We start from the raw sequence: 15,468 nt of genomic DNA on the forward strand, positions 1-15,468 counted from the left end.
CGATCGTTGGGTGCAGCGGCTCGGGTTAGGGAGGGGTGGGTGCCTCGATTGTTGGGTGCGTTGGTGCGGCTGGGCGTCTCTTTGGTTGGGTGCGTTGGTGCGGCTGGCTGCGTTGGTGCGGCTGGGGTGGGTGGTCCGTGAAGGGCTCCTTGAGGGAATCTGGTTCCGTGAGGGGCCCCTTGAGGGAATGCGGGTCGTGAGGGGAACCCTGAGGGACTCAGAGTCCGTGAAGGTTCCCCTCACGGACTACGGGCCGCCGGGGGAGGGTTTCTCCCTGGCGGCCCGCTCACCGGTTGAGCTGAGGCCGGGGCGGCGCTTGGCGCAGCACCCCGGCCCACAGCGGTCTTTACCTGCCTTGCAGCGACTTCACGTTGTCGCCGAAGGTCCAGCCTCTTGAGCCGTCCCAGTTGATTGACCAGTCCATCAGGCCCTTCAGGCCCGGGACGCTTTGGTAGGCCTGCGAAACCGAGCCGGGGTCCATGTAGCCGCCGCCTGCTCCTGGTTGGGCGGGGAGGCCGGGGACCTGTTTGTCTGCGGGAACGCGGATGGTTGTGCCTTGTACGGTCAGGCCCTTGTCCAGGCACTGCGTCTGCACGGTGAAGCCTTGTACAGTCCCGGCTTCGTAGCTGTCGCCGGAGCAGCCGTACATGGAACCGTTGTAGTACTGCATGTTCAGCCACCACAGTTGGCCGTTGTCGACGTACTTTTTGATGATCGGCAGGTATGCGCCCCAGATTGAGCCGTAGGTGACCGAACCGCCGGTGACGTAGGCGGTTTCCGGGGCCATGGTCAGGCCGAAGCCGGACGGCATTTGGGACAGCACGCCGTCGATGATGCGTTCCAGGTTCGCCTGCGAGGCGGACAACGTGTTGATGTCGCCGCTGCTTGAAAGGCCGGTTTCGATGTCGATGTCGATACCGTCGAAGTTGTACTTCTTCAGGATCGGCACGATGGTGCTGACGAACTTGTCGGCGACCGAGCTGGAGGACAGGTCGATGCCTGCTGCCGCGCCGCCGATGGACATCAGGATGGTGGCGCCGGCGTCTTTGGCCGCGCACATCTCGGCGGGGGTCGAGACCTTCACCGTCGAGTCCATGCCGTCTTCCCACTCCACGGTGCCGTCGGAGAGGATCACCGGGAAAGCGGCGTTGATGACGTTGTAGCCGTGTGCGGCCATGCTGGGGTCGTTGATCGGCACCCAGCCCATGCCGGGATGTACGCCGTTCGAGGCTCCGTCCCAGTTTTCCCAGTAGCCCTGCAGCACTGAGCCGGAGGGTCTCGGTTTTGCCGCGCAGGTGTCCGATTGCGGCGCGGCGGCCGCTGAGGCGGGGGCGATTCCCGCGAGCGGCAGTGCGAGCAGGGCCGCGACCGCGGTCCCGAACCAGCGCGATTTCCGTTCGAACATCACGGCTCCCGTCCCCGATAACGGTGTTGCCGCAACGGTAAGCGGCGGGCCTGGGAATGCCTACCCCCGATCGTATGGTCTAGACAAATTCACGACCGGTGGTCTGGACAAATGGACTCTGGGTGCGAACACAGACCAGCCGGGCACGAGGCGCCGTGCCCGGCTGGTCCGGGTGAAACTAGGGTGCGGTTACTGCGTCAGCAGGCTCCGCTGTCGGTCCAGACGGCCCAGGAACCGGGCGCACCCGGCTCAGCGCCGACGGAGTACCACTGCGAGGTCCACTTGTGGCTCTTGTACGAGACGACGTCGCCGGGACCGTAGAACTTGTTCGAGTCCCACGCCGTCACGCTGCCGCAGCCGCCGGGGTTGCCGCTGCCCACGGTGAGCGTGAAGTCCGCGGTGTGGGTGGCGTTCGCACCGGTCGCGGTGATCGTGACCTTGCTGCTGCCGTTCGGAGTGCTGGCCGTCGTGGCGATCGTGACGGTCGCGGTGGCGCCGGACTGGACGGTCGCCGGGTTGAACGTCGCGGTGGCGCCCGAGGGCAGGCCGCTCGCGGTCAGCTTCACCGACTGCGCGTTGCCGTTGGTGATCTTGGTGGTCACCGTCGACGTGGCCGACTGTCCAGGCTGGACAGTCGCGTTCGAGGGCGACAGGCTGACCGAGAAGTCGTTGCCCGCGGGCGGGTTGCCGGTGCAGGTGGCTTCACCGGAGACCGCGCCGACCGAAACCGCGTCCCACGCCGCCTTGGTGGCGTTGAACTCGGTGCAGCTGCCCGGGAACAGGTCGACCGCCGCCTGCAGGGTGGCCTTGCGGGCCGCCTTGTGGTTCCAGGAAGAGGTCTTGTGCAGCAGGCCGTTGTAGAAGATCTTGCCTGCCTTCTGGATGCCGATGCCGGTGACGCTGCTGTTGTTGCAGGTCGGGCTGGCGGGCTGGCCGTCAGTCGGCGCGTTGCCCTCGGACAGCAGGTAGAACCAGTGGTTCTGCGGGCCCGCCGCCGCGTGCACCTCGGTGTTCGGGATCGACGACGAGTAGCAGTTCGGGTCGCCCTCGCGGCTCGGGTCGTACATGTAGCGAATCGGGCCGTTGCCGACCAGGTTCACGCCCTCGCCGACGGTGAAGTCGGGAGTGTCGACCGGGTTGTTCGCGTAGAACTCGGTCAGCGCGCCGAACACGTCGCCGGTGGACTCGTTGAGCCCGCCGTTTTCGTTGCCCGAACCCGCGCCGCCCGGCGTGTTCTGGAAGATGCCGTGGCCGAACTCGTGGCCGGCCACGTCCATCGACGTCGCCTGGCGCTGGTTGTCCTGCGAGTGCCCGAAGTGGGTGGACGAGCCGTCCCAGTAGGCGTTGACGTCGTTCAGGCCGACCGACGCAGGGAAACCGTTGCCGTTGCCGTCGATGCCGCTGCGGCCCAGCCAGTCCTTGAGCATGTTCCACTCGGTCTGCACCGTGTAGAGCACGTCCACGCAACCGGTTTCGAGGTCAGTGCCCTGCCCGTTGCCCCAGTTGTTGCTGGACTTGGTGAACACCGAGCCGCCCTCGCGGCCGCAGCTGATGCCGGGACGGGTCGAGTCGCGCATCGAGTACGAGCTGCCGGAGCCGCTCGTGTCGATGCTGACCTGGCCGGCGTAGTAGCTGTTGCCGTTGCCCGCCGCGCGCGGGGCCGCGGCGTTCGAACCGGCCTTGGCCGGGCTCTCGGCCTTCACGTCGTCGCGCTGGTCGAGGACCTTGCCGGTGGCGGCGTCGACGAAGACGTGCAGGTTGCTCGGTGCCTTCGCGGTGCGGCCCTTGACGACGACCTCGTAGGCCAGTTTCGGCTGTGCGCCGCCGAGAACGACCAGATCAGGCTTGCTCACCGTGCTCACGGTCGGCAACTGGCCGCGGGCGACCGAAGCCGCGCGCGCCGCGTCGAAAGTGGGCGTGGTGCCCACGGTGATCGCCGCGCCGTCGGCGGAATCGGTGCCGCGCACGCGGCCCGTTCCGTCGGCGACGATCACCGCATCCCCGCCGACGACCCGAAGGCCGTCGTAGGTGCGCTCGTAGGAGTTGTAATACAGCCCGGCGTCGCCCAGGGTGGTGCTGACGCGGTGCAGGCTCTCGGCCGAGCTCTTGCGGAGCCCGACAGCGCCGGCGGCGGCCGCCCGGTCGGCAGCCGCGATCGCGGTCGCCTGCGGGTCGGCGGTGGGGTGGGCGGGGGCCGCGGATGCCGGGGTCACCGGCAGCGCGAGCAGGGAAAGGGCGAGACCGGCGACACTTGCGATGCCGGTGGCGAGCCCTCTTCTGGACGTCATCGACAGTCCTTTCGGGGTACACGATGGGGAAAAGCGCAACGCGTTGAGCTGGGCTGATCAGGCCGCGGACACCGTGAGTAAAAAAGCGCTCACGGGGGCGGTCAATGCGCTGAACGGACCAGCGGGACCCCTCGGGCGATCAGGGCTATTCCGCTCAGGTGGCCCCGTAGCAGGGAAAACGCCGATTCGGGACGGGCCGGGCGACTTTCGTAGGTAGTTGCTGACAACCGGCCGTTGGTAGCAGGACCGGAACCCGCTGGTGGTCCGCTTTCCCGCGTTCAGCCGCGGGCAACCGATCCGTCACGCTGCGGTGCCTACGCGGGCGCCCGCGCGGGTCGACCGGCCCGTAGGCTTGGCTGGTGAGCGAACAGTCTGAATTTCCCGACGGCCAGTACCCCGAACGTCCGGTGGAGCGGCACAAGGGCCCGGTGGTGCTCCGGCGCGATCGGCGCGATCAGGGCAGCACCACCGATCAGCGGCTGCTCGATTCGCGCGGGCCGAGCGACTGGGTGCACACCGATCCGTGGCGCGTGCTGCGCATCCAGGCGGAGTTCGTCGAAGGGTTCGGTGCGCTGGCCGAGGTTCCGCGCGCGGTGACCGTGTTCGGTTCGGCGCGCACCAAGCGCGACAACCCGGAGTACGAACTGGGCCGCAAGATCGGGGCCGCGCTCGCCGACGCCGGATTCGCGGTGATGACCGGCGGCGGTCCGGGTGCGATGGAAGCGGTGAACCGCGGCGCGAACGAGGCGGGCGGGTTCTCCGTCGGGCTGGGCATCGAGCTGCCGTTCGAGCAGGGCCTGAACCCGTGGGTCGACCTCGGCGTGAACTTCCGCTACTTCTTCGCGCGCAAGACCATGTTCGTCAAGTACTCGCAGGCGTTCATCTGCCTCCCCGGCGGATTCGGCACGCTTGACGAACTGTTCGAGGCGCTCACGCTGGTCCAGACCAAGAAGGTCACGAAGTTCCCGGTGGTGCTGTTCGGCACCGAATACTGGGGCGGGCTGTACGACTGGATCGAGAAATCGGTGCTGGGCGGCGGGAAAATCGGCGAGAAGGACCTCGCCCTGCTGCACCTGACCGACGACATCGACGACGCCGTGCGCGTCGTGCAGGAGTCTTATCAGGCTTGGGAGGACACGCACTGATGCGGATCTGTGTGTTCTGCGGTTCGGCGCAGGGCTTTTCGCCGGAGTACGCAGAGGCGGCGGCCGGCGTCGGGAAACTGTTGGCGCAGCGGGGAATCGGCCTCGTCTACGGCGGCGCGAGCGTCGGCACCATGGGCGTGGTGGCCAACGCCGCGCTCGAGGCGGGCGGCGAAGTCATCGGCGTGATCCCGGAAGTGCTGTCCAACGTGGAAATCGCGCACGGCGGTCTCACCGAATTGCACGTGGTCGCCGACATGCACCAGCGCAAAGCGAAAATGGCCGCGTTGTCGGACGCGTTCGTCGCGTTGCCCGGCGGCGTCGGCACCCTCGAGGAATTGTTCGAGGTATGGACGTGGGCGCAGCTCGGCATTCACCGCAAGCCGATCGGACTGCTCGACGTGGCCGGGTATTACTCGCCGCTGGTGGAGTTCGCCGATCAGATGCTGGAGAAGGGTTTTCTGCGTCCGGAGACGCGGGAGTTGATCAGTGTCGCGTCTGATGCCGACAAACTGGTCGACATCATGAGCCGTTCGGTCGGATAACGCTTTACGACGCTTTTTCGTCCGGCCGTTTGTGATAGGTGTCGACGTATTCCTGTCCGGACAGTTCGAGGATCGCGTACATGATCTCGTCGGTCACTGACCGGCGGATCGCTGAGGACGAGTCCTGGCCCTCGTAACGCGCGAAGTCCAGCGGTTCGCCGAACCGGACCCGGATCTTGGCGGGTCGCGGGATTTTCGCGCCGTCCGGCTGGATGCCCTCGGTGCCGAACAACGCGACCGGGACCACCTTGGCCCCGGTGGACAGCGCGAGCGCGGCGACGCCGGTGTGCCCGCGGTGCAGCCGTCCGTCGAGCGAGCGGGTGCCCTCGGGGTAGATCGCGAACACGCCGCCGTCGGTGAGCACCTTGCGGCCCGCTTCGAGCGCGGCGAGCCCGGCTTGGGCGTTGCCGCGTTCGACCGGGATGTAGCCGAGCGCGTCGAGCGATTTCGCGATGAACCGGCCCTTGATGCCCTTGCCGGTGAAGTACTCGGCCTTGCCCAGGAACCGGACCTGCCTCGGGGTGGTGAACGTGATCACACCGGTGTCCAGCGCCGCCCGGTGGTTGGAGGCGAGCAGGACCGGACCGTCGTCGGGGATGTTCTCCACGCCCTCGACCTTGGGCCGGTACAGCGCGCGGACCAGCGGTCCGAGCACGAAACGGACGAGCAGCGTGAGCAAAGGTTCTCCCTCCGGAGGATCGGGCACCGGCTCCAGCATGGCACGATCGCCTCCATGAGCTGGTTTCACCGTCGCACCTGGCAGGAGCCCGCGTGGAGCGCCGCGGACATCCTCGCCGCCAAACGCGGCCGGACGGTGTCGGTCGTGCTGCCGGCGCTGGACGAGGAAGAGACGGTCGCCGCGGTGGTCGCGTCGGTGCGCCCGCTGCTCGGCGGGGTGGTCGACGAGCTGGTGGTCGTTGACTCCGGGTCCGCGGACGCGACCGTCGAGGTCGCCGCGGCCGCCGGGGCTCGCGTGGTGCGTCGCGAGGACGTCGTGCCGGAGCTGACGCCGCGGCCCGGCAAGGGCGAGGTGTTGTGGCGCTCGCTCGCCGCGACGACCGGCGACGTGGTGGTGTTCCTGGACTCCGACCTGGTCGACCCGGACCCGGCGTTCGTGCCGTCGCTGCTCGGCCCGCTGCTCACCGAGGACGGCGTGCACCTGGTCAAGGGCTTCTACCGCCGCCCGCTGCGGCTGGAGAGCACCGGCGGCGGACGCGTCACCGAGCTGCTGGCGCGCCCGGTGCTGTCCGCGCTGCGCCCGGCGCTGGGCGAACTGGTGCAACCGCTGGGCGGCGAGTACGCGGGCACGCGCGAGTTCCTGGAGTCGGTGCCGTTCGCCGGTGGTTACGGCGTGGAGATCGGCTTGCTGCTGGACGCCGAGGAACGCTACGGCCTCGACGGGCTCGCGCAGGTCAACCTCGGCGTGCGCAAACATCGCAACCGGTCGCTGCTGCAGCTCGGCGTCATGGCCCGGCAGATCCTCGGCACGGCGCTGGCCCGCTGCGGAATGCCGAGCGCGGACGCGGCGCGGTTCACGCAGTTCGTGCAGGTGTCCGGGGAGTGGGTGCCGGATGTGACGGAGGTGCCGGTGGTGGACCGGCCTCCGATGCGGGAGGTGCTGGCCGCCCGGCAGCCGTGACGTCCGTACCCAGCGGACAGAGCACCGGTTCTTCATCGAGAAGTCATCGCCGCGCGCTACGTTCCGGAGCCGATCCGATTCGACTCTCGGGGGCGATGGATGTGCCCAAGGACCAGCTGGACATCGGCAGCTTGAACCGGCTGAAACTGCGTGATCTGTTCGTTCAGCAGCCGGACCGGAGGACCGTGCGGGTCGTCGCCGACGACGGCAGCCGGGACGGCTTCCCAGTCGGCTGGGCCGAGCTGGCTCCGCATCCTTTTCACGGGCGCCCCGCGTGGCAGACGGTCTACCGAAGCGTCCCCGGCGACGACGACAGCTACTGGCGCGGAGGACTGGCCCGCCGGGCTGCCTATAAGCCGATGGAGCACGGGGGAAACGAGGAGATCCGACTGTCGATCGACGAGATCCTCACGCTCGCCCGGTGGGGCGACGTCCTGGCCGCCCGCGAGGTCCGCGTCGGCCGGACCGGGAGCTACACCGCCACGATGGACCCGGCGCAGGCCGAGTGGCTGGCCGGGCTCGGCGAGCCGAAGGGGATCACTCATCTCGGCGGAGGACGGGTCCGGCTCACCGCTGTCGTCGTCGCGCTTTTCCGGGGTTCGCCGGACTCGCAGCCGCACGTCGACGCCAAGGACCGGTTCCACCTCGATCCGATGGACCCGCCGATCCAGCTCACCCGCGAACGGTGAGCGCGGCGTGCTGAAGCGCTAGCCGCCCGTCTTCCAGAGTGAGTACCTGGTCGAACCCGGCGACGTGCTGCGGCCGGTGCGTCACCAGCACGACGGTTCCCTTCGCCTGCGCCAAGACTCTCGCCAGCACTTCGTCGCCGTGCGCGAGGTCGAGGCCTTCCACCGGTTCGTCGAGGACCAGTACAGGCGGTGCGGCGAGTACGGCGCGGGCGAGGATCAGCCGTTGCCGTTGACCCCCGGAGAGGGCGCCGCCGTCTTGGCCGGTGTCGCGGTCCAGCGGGAGGTCGAAGCCCGCGGTCTCGCAGGCGGCGCGCAGGTCGTCGTCGGTGGCTTTGGAGTTGGCGAACAGCAGGTTTTCGCGGACGGTCGTGGCGAAGACGTGTGCGTCGGCGAGGGCTCCGGTGATGACGGCGGGGTGCGGGCCTTCCACGGGGCGGCCGTCGACGGTGATCGTGCCGGACGTGGGGGAGACGAAACCGAGCAGGACGTGCAAGAGAGTCGTTTTTCCAGCTCCGGAGGGGCCGAGGAGGCCTAGCCGGGTGCCGGGCGGCAGGTCGAGATGGATGCCTTCGAGCGCGGCTCGGCGGCCGGGATGGTGCACGCCGACGTTGGTCAGCCGGAAATGTCCCGGGCCGGGGGTTGGTTCCGGGGTGGGTGCTGGCGCGGCGAGGACGGCGCGTACTCGGCTCAGCGAAGCCTGGATTTCGGGGATGCGTTCGGCGGCGGTGAGCAGCGGCAGGACCAGCTCGAACAGCGCCATCGTGGTCAGGGTGAGGGCCGCGGTGACCGGGATGCTTGCCGGGCTGAGCAGCGCGACGGCGGCGGTGGTCGCGAACTGGACGGTTACTCCGGCGGTGGTGGCTAGGGCGAGGCGGCGGCCGGTACGGCGAGAGTCTGCGGCTAGTTCTTGGATGACTGTGGTGGCGCGGTCTTTTTCTCGTTGTTCCCAGCCGTAGGCGATCAGTTCGTTGCGGCCGAGGACGAGTTCCACGGTGCGTTCAGCGAGTTCTTGTCGGGTCCCTGGCATTTTACCCCTAGGCATCAGCAGTAATCCCGTCGCGAGCAGTCCGATGAGGACGATCCCGGCGAGCGGAAGGCTCACCAGTCCGGCGAAAATCACCACAGCGATGCCGACGGTCCCTGCGACGACCGCCGGTAGCGCGAGCCGGAGGATGGCGTCCTGGACAGCGTCCACATCGGACACCAGGCGGGTGACCAGGTCCGCGCCGGAGTGTTCCGCGACGCGCCGGGGGAGAAGCGCCTGGTACACCCGGGTTCGCAGGGAGCCGAGGTAGCGGAGGACGACGTCGTGCCCGGCAAGGCGTTCGGCGTAACGGAGTCCGCCGCGGGCCAATGCGAAGACCCGCACGGCGACGATCGCGAGCGTGAGCGCGGCGAGCGGGGGTTGTTCGGCGGCGCGCATGAGCAGCCACGCCGCCGTCCCGGTCAGTCCGAGCCCGGCGAGTTCGGCACCGACCGCGAGCAGGGTCGCGCGGACGAGTTTCATACTGTCACCCCATGGTTGAGTTCGACCGTCCGCGACGCGAGCGCGGCCAGCGCCGGTCGGTGCGCGACCAGGACGGCGGTCCGGCCGGGCAGCAGTTCCTTAGCGCCTGCCAGCACGGTTGCTTCGGTGCGCGCGTCGAGGCGAGCGGTCGGTTCGTCCAGCAGGACCAGTCCGGCTTCGGTACGGGACAAGGCTCGGGCCAGGCCGACGCGTTGCCGTTGGCCAGCGGACAGTCCGGCACCCAGTTCGCCGACTTGCGTCGCGTAACCGTCGGGGAGATCGGTGACGATGTCGTCGACCCTGCGTCCGCCGGTGTTTTCCTTGAGGGTGCCGCTAAACAGCGTCGGACGTTGGGGCAGCCACGCGGTGTCGCGCAGCCAGGACGAATGGTCGAGAGCGCGCAGGTCGACGCCGTCGACTAAGACCCGGCCGGACGTCGGCTGGACGAATCCCAGCAGTACCGCGAGCAGGGTGGACTTGCCGGAACCGCTCGGGCCGACCAACGCGAGGTGTTCGCCTTGGCGGATCGTTAGGTCCAATTCGGACAGTGCGCAGGTTTCGCCGTAGTGCACGGAGACGCGATCGAGCACCACTTCCGGCGGACCGAGGGGCCGTGTCTGCGTGCCGGATCGGCGGACAGCTGTTGCCGCGCTGAGGATTTCCTTCAACGCGGTGAGTCCTTCGGTGGCGGCGTGGAACTTCGCTCCGGCGGCGCGCAGCGGCAGGTATGCCTCGGGGGCGAGGACCAGGATCAGCATCGCGGTGTGTGCGGTCATCGAACCGGACAACAGCCGGAATCCGATTGGTACCGCGACAAGTGCGATCGAGAGAGTGGCGACGAGTTCCAGCACCAGCGCGGACAGGAAGGCGACTTTCAACGTCCGGATGGTGGCGTCGGCGTGCGCGTTGGCCATCTCGCGCACGATGCGGGTTTGGGCTTGCGCGCGGCCGAACAGCTTGAGCGTCGGCAAGCCGCGGACGACGTCGAGAAAGTGCCCGCCCAACCGCGTCAGCAGTGTCCACTGTGTACGTGCTTTAGTGTGCGCGCCGATTAATGCGCCGAAGAGCGGGATCAGCGGAATGGTGGCGGTCACGATCAGTGCGGAGGGCAGGTCTGCGGTGAAAAGCCTTGCCAGTACTGCGATCGGTACCAGTACAGACAGCACCATCGCGGGCAAGTAGCCGGTGAGATAGGTCGCGGTAGCGTCCACACCTTTGGTGATTCGGGTCGCGGTTGCCCCGGGGTCGCCGGTCGCGTCGAGCAACCGGCGACGCAGGCCTGCTTGTGCCGAAGCCGCGAAGCGACTGGTAAGCAGGCCTTGTCCGGCGACGAGCAGAATCCGCGCCCCGACGGCGACGAACAGGGCGACCGAAACGCCGCCGCCGGTGAGCAGTGTCGCCAGCCCGTCCGCCTGGACGAGCACGGTGACAGCGGTGCCGACACCCAGTACAGCGAGCGCCGCGAGGTAACCGCGGAGACCAGGCAGAGCAGGCATGGCGAGACTCCTTTAGAAGTGTAGCAACGATTTCTCGTCGACCGGACGCCGATTCGCCCGCCAGGTCAGCCACTGCACGGTGATCAGCACGAGGAGCGCGGGTGCGGCGAACCAGCCGATCACCGCCGCCATGTCGGGCGTGGTGGCGGCCTGATCGACCGTCAGTTGGTAGCCCGTGCCGGACGACAGAACGACCGGGAAGCGCAGCACGCCGACCAGCAGTGCCGGGCAGGCGCTCAGAAGCATTGCGGCAGGCAGCGCCAGCCGTGGTCGCCGGAGTCCGAAAAGGACAGTCAGGTAAGCCGCGAAGGCGATGGCGACCACTGCTAACGCGGCCCAGGAGCCGTCGGAAACCGAGAAAGCTCCCCAAACCGTCGCGATCGCCAGGAAAACCCCGACCGGCGCCAGGGACGACCGAGTCAGCCGTCGAACCCGCCCGGCGATTTCCGCTGGTCCGCGCACCGCGAGGAAGACCAGACCTTGCAAGCAGAACAGCGCGGTGAACCCGAGCGCCCACAACACCGCGTATGGATTGAACAACGCCAGAACGTCATCGACCGGACGGCCTTGTGCGTCGAGCGGAAGCCCACGCACGAGGTTGCCGAGGAACAACCCCCAGGAGACCGTCGTGACCAGCGCACCCGCCGTGATGGCGAACGTCCACCCGCGCCGGTTGCCCTCCGGATGCCGACTCCGCAACTGCACCGCCGCGGTGAACGTGACCAATCCCAGCAACAACAGCACGACCAGCACGTAAGCCCCGGCGAACACTCGCCCTTCCAGATGCGGGAACGCGCCGAACAGCACCCCGACCGCCGCGACCAGCCACACCTCGTTGGCCAGGAAGAACGGGCCGACCGCACCGAGCACCCGCCGCTGTCCAGCCTCGTCGCGGGAGCGGGAGAGCGCGGGCAGCAGCATCCCGACGCCGTAGTCGTAACCGGCCAACGCGAAGTAGCCGCCCAGGAGCAAACCGAGCACACCCCACCAGATCGTCACCACGGGTCACACTCCACTCAGGACAGGAAGTTCGGGTTCCGCCGCCGCGACAGCCGGGCCGCGTTTGGCGATCCGGGCGAGCAGCACCCAGTCGGCGATGGCCAGCACGACGAACAACAGCGTGAATGCGATAAAGGAGAACAGGATCTGCCCGCCGCTGACGTCGGCGACCGCGTCCGCGGTGCGGAGCTTGCCCCACACCAGCCACGGCTGACGGCCGATCTCGCGGACCAGCCAGCCCAGAATCGCGGCGACGAACGGCACGACGATCCCCGGCACCATCAGGAAGAGCACTGGCCGTGCGCGAAGCAGTCGGTCGCGGAACAACAGGAGCGTGCCGATCAGCGAGGCGAAGAACGCGAAGAAGCCGACCATGATCATCATCCCGAGCGGCAGCCCGACGCTCACCGAACCCTTGAACTTGTCCGGCTGATACCCGGCGACCTCCGCGAACTGCGCGAACCCGGCCTGCACCACCAGCACGCTGCCGAGCAGCGACGTCACGACGCCGATCCGCAGCGACCGGCGGAAGAAGTCGATCTCGCTGGTGCGCTTGAGAAAGTGGTACGCGCTGACCCCGGTGACGAAGAACCCGCCGGTCAGCAGCGCGGCCCCGATCACGTGCGGCAGCGACGCGACCAGCGCCGGATTGGCGAACAACGCGCCGAAGTCGTCCAGCCGCAGCACGCCGTTCTCCATCCGCGAGCCCACCGGGTTCTGCAGGAAGGAGTTGGCGACCATGATGAACAGCGCCGAGGCGTACGCGGTCAGCGTGACCAGCCACAGCATCGCGAGATGCAGCCACTTGTTCATCCGGCCGCGGCCGAAGATCCACAATCCGAGGAACGTCGATTCCAGGAAGAACGCCACCAGCGTCTCGATGGCGAGCGGCGCGCCGAAAACGTCCCCGGCGAACGCGGACAGCCCGGTCCAGGTCATCCCGAACTGGAATTCCATCACGATTCCGGTGACGATTCCGAGGGCGTAGTTGACCACGTACAGCCGGCCCCAGAACGCGGTCATCCGGTGCAGCTGCTCGCCGCCGCGAAGCGTCGCGCGGGTCTGCATGATCGCCACCATGGTCACCAAACCCAAGGTGAGCAGCACGAACAGGAAGTGAAGCGAGGTAGTGGTCGCGAACTGGAGTCTCGCGATCGGCAGTGGGTCCATGCCGACGGAGCCTATACGTAGTGCGGCTACATGTAGCGGGCAAATCTATGAGATCGGGGTGATCTCAGGGTTTTCCCGGACGGCCAAGCGGGCGGCGGAGATTAGCCTGCCAGGGACAAGATGAGTAGACTGGCGACCTATGAAAGCGGACACGTTGCGCGGACACCTCGACGCGTTGCTGCTCGCCGTCCTCGACGGCCGCAAGCTGCACGGCTACGCGATCATCGAGGCGCTGGCGCTGCGCAGCGACGGAGCGCTCGACCTGCCCACCGGCACGGTGTACCCGGCGTTGCGCCGGCTCGAGCGCGCGGGCTGGCTGGCCAGCGAATGGGACGTGGTGTCCGGCCGCAAACGGCGCACCTACCGGCTCACCCGCGCCGGTCAGCAGGCGCTGGCCGCGGAACGGGTGCAGTGGCGGGAGTTCACCACGGTGATCGGCGGAGTGCTGGAATCATGACCACGACAAGCCGGGCCACGACAAGCCCCATCGACGGCTACCTGGCCGAACTCGACCGCGCGCTAGTCGGCCGCCGCGGCGCGAAGGCAGACCTGCTGGCCGAAGCACGCGACGGTCTGCGCGACGCCGCCGAGGCGTACCGCGAGGGCGGCTGGAGCGAGAGGGAAGCGCAACGCCGCGCGGTAGCGGATTTCGGCCACGTCCGCGAGATTGCCGATGACTACCAAGCGGAACTGAGCATGCACAACGGCGTACGGACGCTGTGGCTGCTGGTCCTCGGCGTGCCCGCGATGCAGGCGTCGTGGGAGCTGGCGCGCATCCTCACCTACGGCTCCTGGTCGCGGCTGACCACGCCAAACCCCGGCTGGTACCCGTACGTCACACAGCTCACCCACGCCGCGCTCTACGCTGTGCCAGTGCTGGGTCTTCTCGCCCTGCTGAGCACGAGGTTGCTGAGCCGCCGATTCGACGGCGTACGCACGGCCCGCGTCTGCCGGATACTGGGCGCGATCGCGGTCGGCCTCAACCTGTTCTCGATCCTGCTGCTGATCGGAGCGACCGGGGTAGTCGACGCGGCGAGGCTGTTCCTCAGCGGCCCGTGCGGCTTGCTGATGGTCTCGTGGGTGGTCCTGTCGTTCCGACTTGTCGTGCTAGCGCGGCGTTCCTGGGGACGGTGTGCCACGATCGTCGCGTGACGACCGCGCTGATCTACCTCGTAGTCATGCTGCTGGTGGCCGCCGTGGTGTTCCTCCTGGCCGCTGTGGTGTTCGGCCGGGGCGAGGAACTGGCGCCGCTGCCGCCGGGCAGCTCGCCCACCCGGCTTCCCGCCGAGGACATCACCGGCGAGGACGTCCGCCAGGTACGCTTCCAGCTGGTGTTCCGCGGCTACAAAATGTCCGAAGTGGACTGGGTGCTGCGCAGGACCGGCGTTGAATTGGACGAACTGCGCGAACGGGTCGCCCGGTTGGAAGCCGCACAGCAACCGCGCGAAGCGGCGCACCGGAGGCCGACGGGTGAGTGACCTGGTGCTGTCGGTCGACGTCGCGGCGCCAGCGGGCACGACCTGGCTCGCGCTCACCGACTGGGCCCGCCAAGGCGAGTGGATGCTCGGCACGTCCGTGCGCGTCGTCGAGGGGAACGGCCGCAGCGTCGGCTCGAAACTCGCGGCCTTCACCGGCTTCGGCGGCATCGGCTTCACCGACACCATGGAAATCACCACCTGGGAACCGCCGCTGCGCTGCACAGTGCGCCACCTGGGCAGCCTCGTGCAGGGAACCGGGGTCTTCCAGGTGCTGTCCAAGGGCGCCGGCCACTGCACCTTCGTCTGGGCCGAACACCTCAAACTGCCGTTCGGCCTGCTAGGCCGCGCAGGCTGGCCCCTGGCGCGTCCGGCGTTCGCGCTTGGGGTGCGGCATTCGCTGCGCCAGTTCGCGAGGTTCGCGGAGAACTATTCAATGGGGGAACAATGACGGACCTACTGGGCGAAGACGGCATCGCCCGTTGCAGCTGGGGCAACTCAGCCCCTGACTACGCGATCTACCACGACGAGGAGTGGGGCGTCCCGCTCCACGGCGAGGCAGAGTTGTACGAACGACTGTGCCTAGAGTCGTTCCAGTCCGGACTGTCCTGGATCACGATCCTGCGCAAACGCGAGAACTTCCGAAAAGCCTTCCGCGGCTTCGCACCGGAGAAAGTCGCGCGCTTTGGCGAGAAGGACGTCGAACGCCTGATGCAAGACGCCGGAATCGTCCGCAACCGCGCGAAAATCGAGGCAGCGGTGAAGAACGCCCGCGCAGTGGCGAACCTGGACATCCCCCTGGACAAGCTGCTCTGGTCCTTCGCCCCCACGAAGCACCGCCGCCCCCGCACCATGGCCGACGTACCCGCGATCACCGACGAGTCGAAAGCAATGGCCAAAGACCTGAAGAAACGCGGCTTCGCCTTCTTAGGCCCCACCACCTGCTACGCCCTGATGCAAGCCACCGGCATGGTCGACGACCACGTAAAAGATTGCTTCCGCGCGGCTTGAAAGGTCCGTGAGGGGAACCCTGAGGGACTCTGAGTCCCTCAGGGTTCCCCTCACGGACCTCAATCGCAGCCGGTGCACCCAACTCATCGGTGCACCCAGCCC

At 68.0% G+C, this 15,468-nt stretch carries 16 protein-coding genes; 9 read left to right on the forward strand and 7 right to left on the reverse strand.

The features are described 5' to 3' along the window. Window positions 1–346 precede the first annotated feature (346 nt). Both D0D37_RS34175 and D0D37_RS34180 read right to left on the reverse strand, forming a co-directional pair. A complete protein-coding gene (locus tag D0D37_RS34175) occupies window positions 347–1,405 on the reverse strand; it encodes a chitinase (protein WP_162834605.1) in 1,059 nt (352 codons plus the stop codon). Window positions 1,406–1,602: 197 nt separating this feature from the next. Continuing rightward, complete coding sequence (locus tag D0D37_RS34180; protein ID WP_116204722.1) at window positions 1,603–3,693, reverse strand: M4 family metallopeptidase; 2,091 nt, start codon at window positions 3,691–3,693, stop codon at window positions 1,603–1,605. A gap of 359 nt (window positions 3,694–4,052) precedes the next feature. Between D0D37_RS34180 and D0D37_RS34185 the strand changes: the two genes are divergently transcribed. Together D0D37_RS34185 and D0D37_RS34190 are read left to right on the forward strand one after the other, a co-directional pair. Then, window positions 4,053–4,838, forward strand: a complete 786-nt coding sequence (locus D0D37_RS34185) for an LOG family protein (protein ID WP_116204723.1) — start codon at window positions 4,053–4,055, stop codon at window positions 4,836–4,838. Continuing rightward, on the forward strand, window positions 4,838–5,380 hold the full coding sequence (locus tag D0D37_RS34190; RefSeq protein ID WP_208720272.1) for an LOG family protein: 543 nt from the start codon (window positions 4,838–4,840) through the stop codon (window positions 5,378–5,380). The genes D0D37_RS34185 and D0D37_RS34190 overlap by 1 nt, the downstream gene beginning before the upstream one ends. A gap of 4 nt (window positions 5,381–5,384) precedes the next feature. On the opposite strand, the gene D0D37_RS34195 is transcribed toward D0D37_RS34190, so the two are convergent. After that, the gene (locus D0D37_RS34195) at window positions 5,385–6,059 is read right to left on the reverse strand and encodes a lysophospholipid acyltransferase family protein (RefSeq protein ID WP_116204754.1); all 675 of its coding nucleotides are present in this window, start codon (window positions 6,057–6,059) and stop codon (window positions 5,385–5,387) included. A 54-nt stretch (window positions 6,060–6,113) separates the two neighbouring features. On the opposite strand from D0D37_RS34195, the gene D0D37_RS34200 reads away from it, so the two are divergent. Continuing rightward, window positions 6,114–7,019, forward strand: coding sequence for a glucosyl-3-phosphoglycerate synthase (locus tag D0D37_RS34200; protein WP_116204724.1), 906 nt, complete (start codon window positions 6,114–6,116; stop codon window positions 7,017–7,019). 95 nt (window positions 7,020–7,114) lie between these two features. Further along, window positions 7,115–7,708: a hypothetical protein gene (locus tag D0D37_RS34205; protein WP_116204725.1), complete on the forward strand. Its 594-nt coding sequence runs from the start codon at window positions 7,115–7,117 to the stop codon at window positions 7,706–7,708. Here D0D37_RS34205 and cydC read toward each other — a convergent pair. The 4 genes from cydC to D0D37_RS34225 are packed head-to-tail and all read right to left on the reverse strand — an operon-like array spanning window position 7,692 to window position 12,880. Beyond that, on the reverse strand, window positions 7,692–9,215 hold the full coding sequence (cydC, locus tag D0D37_RS34210) for a thiol reductant ABC exporter subunit CydC (protein ID WP_116204726.1): 1,524 nt from the start codon (window positions 9,213–9,215) through the stop codon (window positions 7,692–7,694). The genes D0D37_RS34205 and cydC overlap by 17 nt on opposite strands. Beyond that, complete coding sequence (gene cydD, locus D0D37_RS34215) at window positions 9,212–10,711, reverse strand: thiol reductant ABC exporter subunit CydD (protein WP_116204727.1); 1,500 nt, start codon at window positions 10,709–10,711, stop codon at window positions 9,212–9,214. Before cydD ends, cydC begins: the two co-directional genes overlap by 4 nt. Before the next feature lie 12 nt (window positions 10,712–10,723). Beyond that, window positions 10,724–11,713, reverse strand: coding sequence for a cytochrome d ubiquinol oxidase subunit II (locus tag D0D37_RS34220; protein WP_116204728.1), 990 nt, complete (start codon window positions 11,711–11,713; stop codon window positions 10,724–10,726). Between the two features lie 3 nt (window positions 11,714–11,716). Continuing rightward, entirely contained in the window at window positions 11,717–12,880 is a 1,164-nt protein-coding gene (locus D0D37_RS34225; RefSeq protein ID WP_116204729.1) for a cytochrome ubiquinol oxidase subunit I, read from the reverse strand. A 139-nt stretch (window positions 12,881–13,019) separates the two neighbouring features. On the opposite strand from D0D37_RS34225, the gene D0D37_RS34230 reads away from it, so the two are divergent. Genes D0D37_RS34230 through D0D37_RS34250 form a run of 5 tightly spaced genes read left to right on the forward strand, consistent with a single transcriptional unit; the run spans window position 13,020 to window position 15,366 of the window. After that, window positions 13,020–13,337: a helix-turn-helix transcriptional regulator gene (locus D0D37_RS34230; RefSeq protein ID WP_116204730.1), complete on the forward strand. Its 318-nt coding sequence runs from the start codon at window positions 13,020–13,022 to the stop codon at window positions 13,335–13,337. Then, window positions 13,334–14,032, forward strand: coding sequence for a permease prefix domain 1-containing protein (locus tag D0D37_RS34235; RefSeq protein WP_116204731.1), 699 nt, complete (start codon window positions 13,334–13,336; stop codon window positions 14,030–14,032). Before D0D37_RS34230 ends, D0D37_RS34235 begins: the two co-directional genes overlap by 4 nt. Further along, entirely contained in the window at window positions 14,029–14,358 is a 330-nt protein-coding gene (locus tag D0D37_RS34240) for a DivIVA domain-containing protein (protein WP_037815935.1), read from the forward strand. Before D0D37_RS34235 ends, D0D37_RS34240 begins: the two co-directional genes overlap by 4 nt. Further along, window positions 14,351–14,806: an SRPBCC family protein gene (locus D0D37_RS34245; RefSeq protein WP_116204732.1), complete on the forward strand. Its 456-nt coding sequence runs from the start codon at window positions 14,351–14,353 to the stop codon at window positions 14,804–14,806. The genes D0D37_RS34240 and D0D37_RS34245 overlap by 8 nt, the downstream gene beginning before the upstream one ends. Continuing rightward, window positions 14,803–15,366, forward strand: coding sequence for a DNA-3-methyladenine glycosylase I (locus tag D0D37_RS34250; protein ID WP_116204733.1), 564 nt, complete (start codon window positions 14,803–14,805; stop codon window positions 15,364–15,366). The genes D0D37_RS34245 and D0D37_RS34250 overlap by 4 nt, the downstream gene beginning before the upstream one ends. The last annotated feature ends 102 nt before the right edge of the window (window positions 15,367–15,468 follow it).

Origin of the sequence: Amycolatopsis circi (assembly GCF_003385235.1) — a bacterium.
Taxonomy (GTDB): Bacteria; Actinomycetota; Actinomycetes; order Mycobacteriales; family Pseudonocardiaceae; genus Amycolatopsis; species Amycolatopsis circi.

Coding starts and splice junctions, on each gene's coding strand:
- D0D37_RS34175 (WP_162834605.1), bottom strand. CDS start 1,405: ATGTTCGAACGGAAATCGCGCTGGTTCGGGACCGCGGTCGCGGCCCTG.
- D0D37_RS34180 (WP_116204722.1), bottom strand. CDS start 3,693: ATGACGTCCAGAAGAGGGCTCGCCACCGGCATCGCAAGTGTCGCCGGT.
- D0D37_RS34190 (WP_208720272.1), top strand. CDS start 4,838: ATGCGGATCTGTGTGTTCTGCGGTTCGGCGCAGGGCTTTTCGCCGGAG.
- D0D37_RS34200 (WP_116204724.1), top strand. CDS start 6,114: ATGAGCTGGTTTCACCGTCGCACCTGGCAGGAGCCCGCGTGGAGCGCC.
- D0D37_RS34205 (WP_116204725.1), top strand. CDS start 7,115: ATGGATGTGCCCAAGGACCAGCTGGACATCGGCAGCTTGAACCGGCTG.
- cydC (WP_116204726.1), bottom strand. CDS start 9,215: ATGAAACTCGTCCGCGCGACCCTGCTCGCGGTCGGTGCCGAACTCGCC.
- cydD (WP_116204727.1), bottom strand. CDS start 10,711: ATGCCTGCTCTGCCTGGTCTCCGCGGTTACCTCGCGGCGCTCGCTGTA.
- D0D37_RS34225 (WP_116204729.1), bottom strand. CDS start 12,880: ATGGACCCACTGCCGATCGCGAGACTCCAGTTCGCGACCACTACCTCG.
- D0D37_RS34230 (WP_116204730.1), top strand. CDS start 13,020: ATGAAAGCGGACACGTTGCGCGGACACCTCGACGCGTTGCTGCTCGCC.
- D0D37_RS34235 (WP_116204731.1), top strand. CDS start 13,334: ATGACCACGACAAGCCGGGCCACGACAAGCCCCATCGACGGCTACCTG.
- D0D37_RS34250 (WP_116204733.1), top strand. CDS start 14,803: ATGACGGACCTACTGGGCGAAGACGGCATCGCCCGTTGCAGCTGGGGC.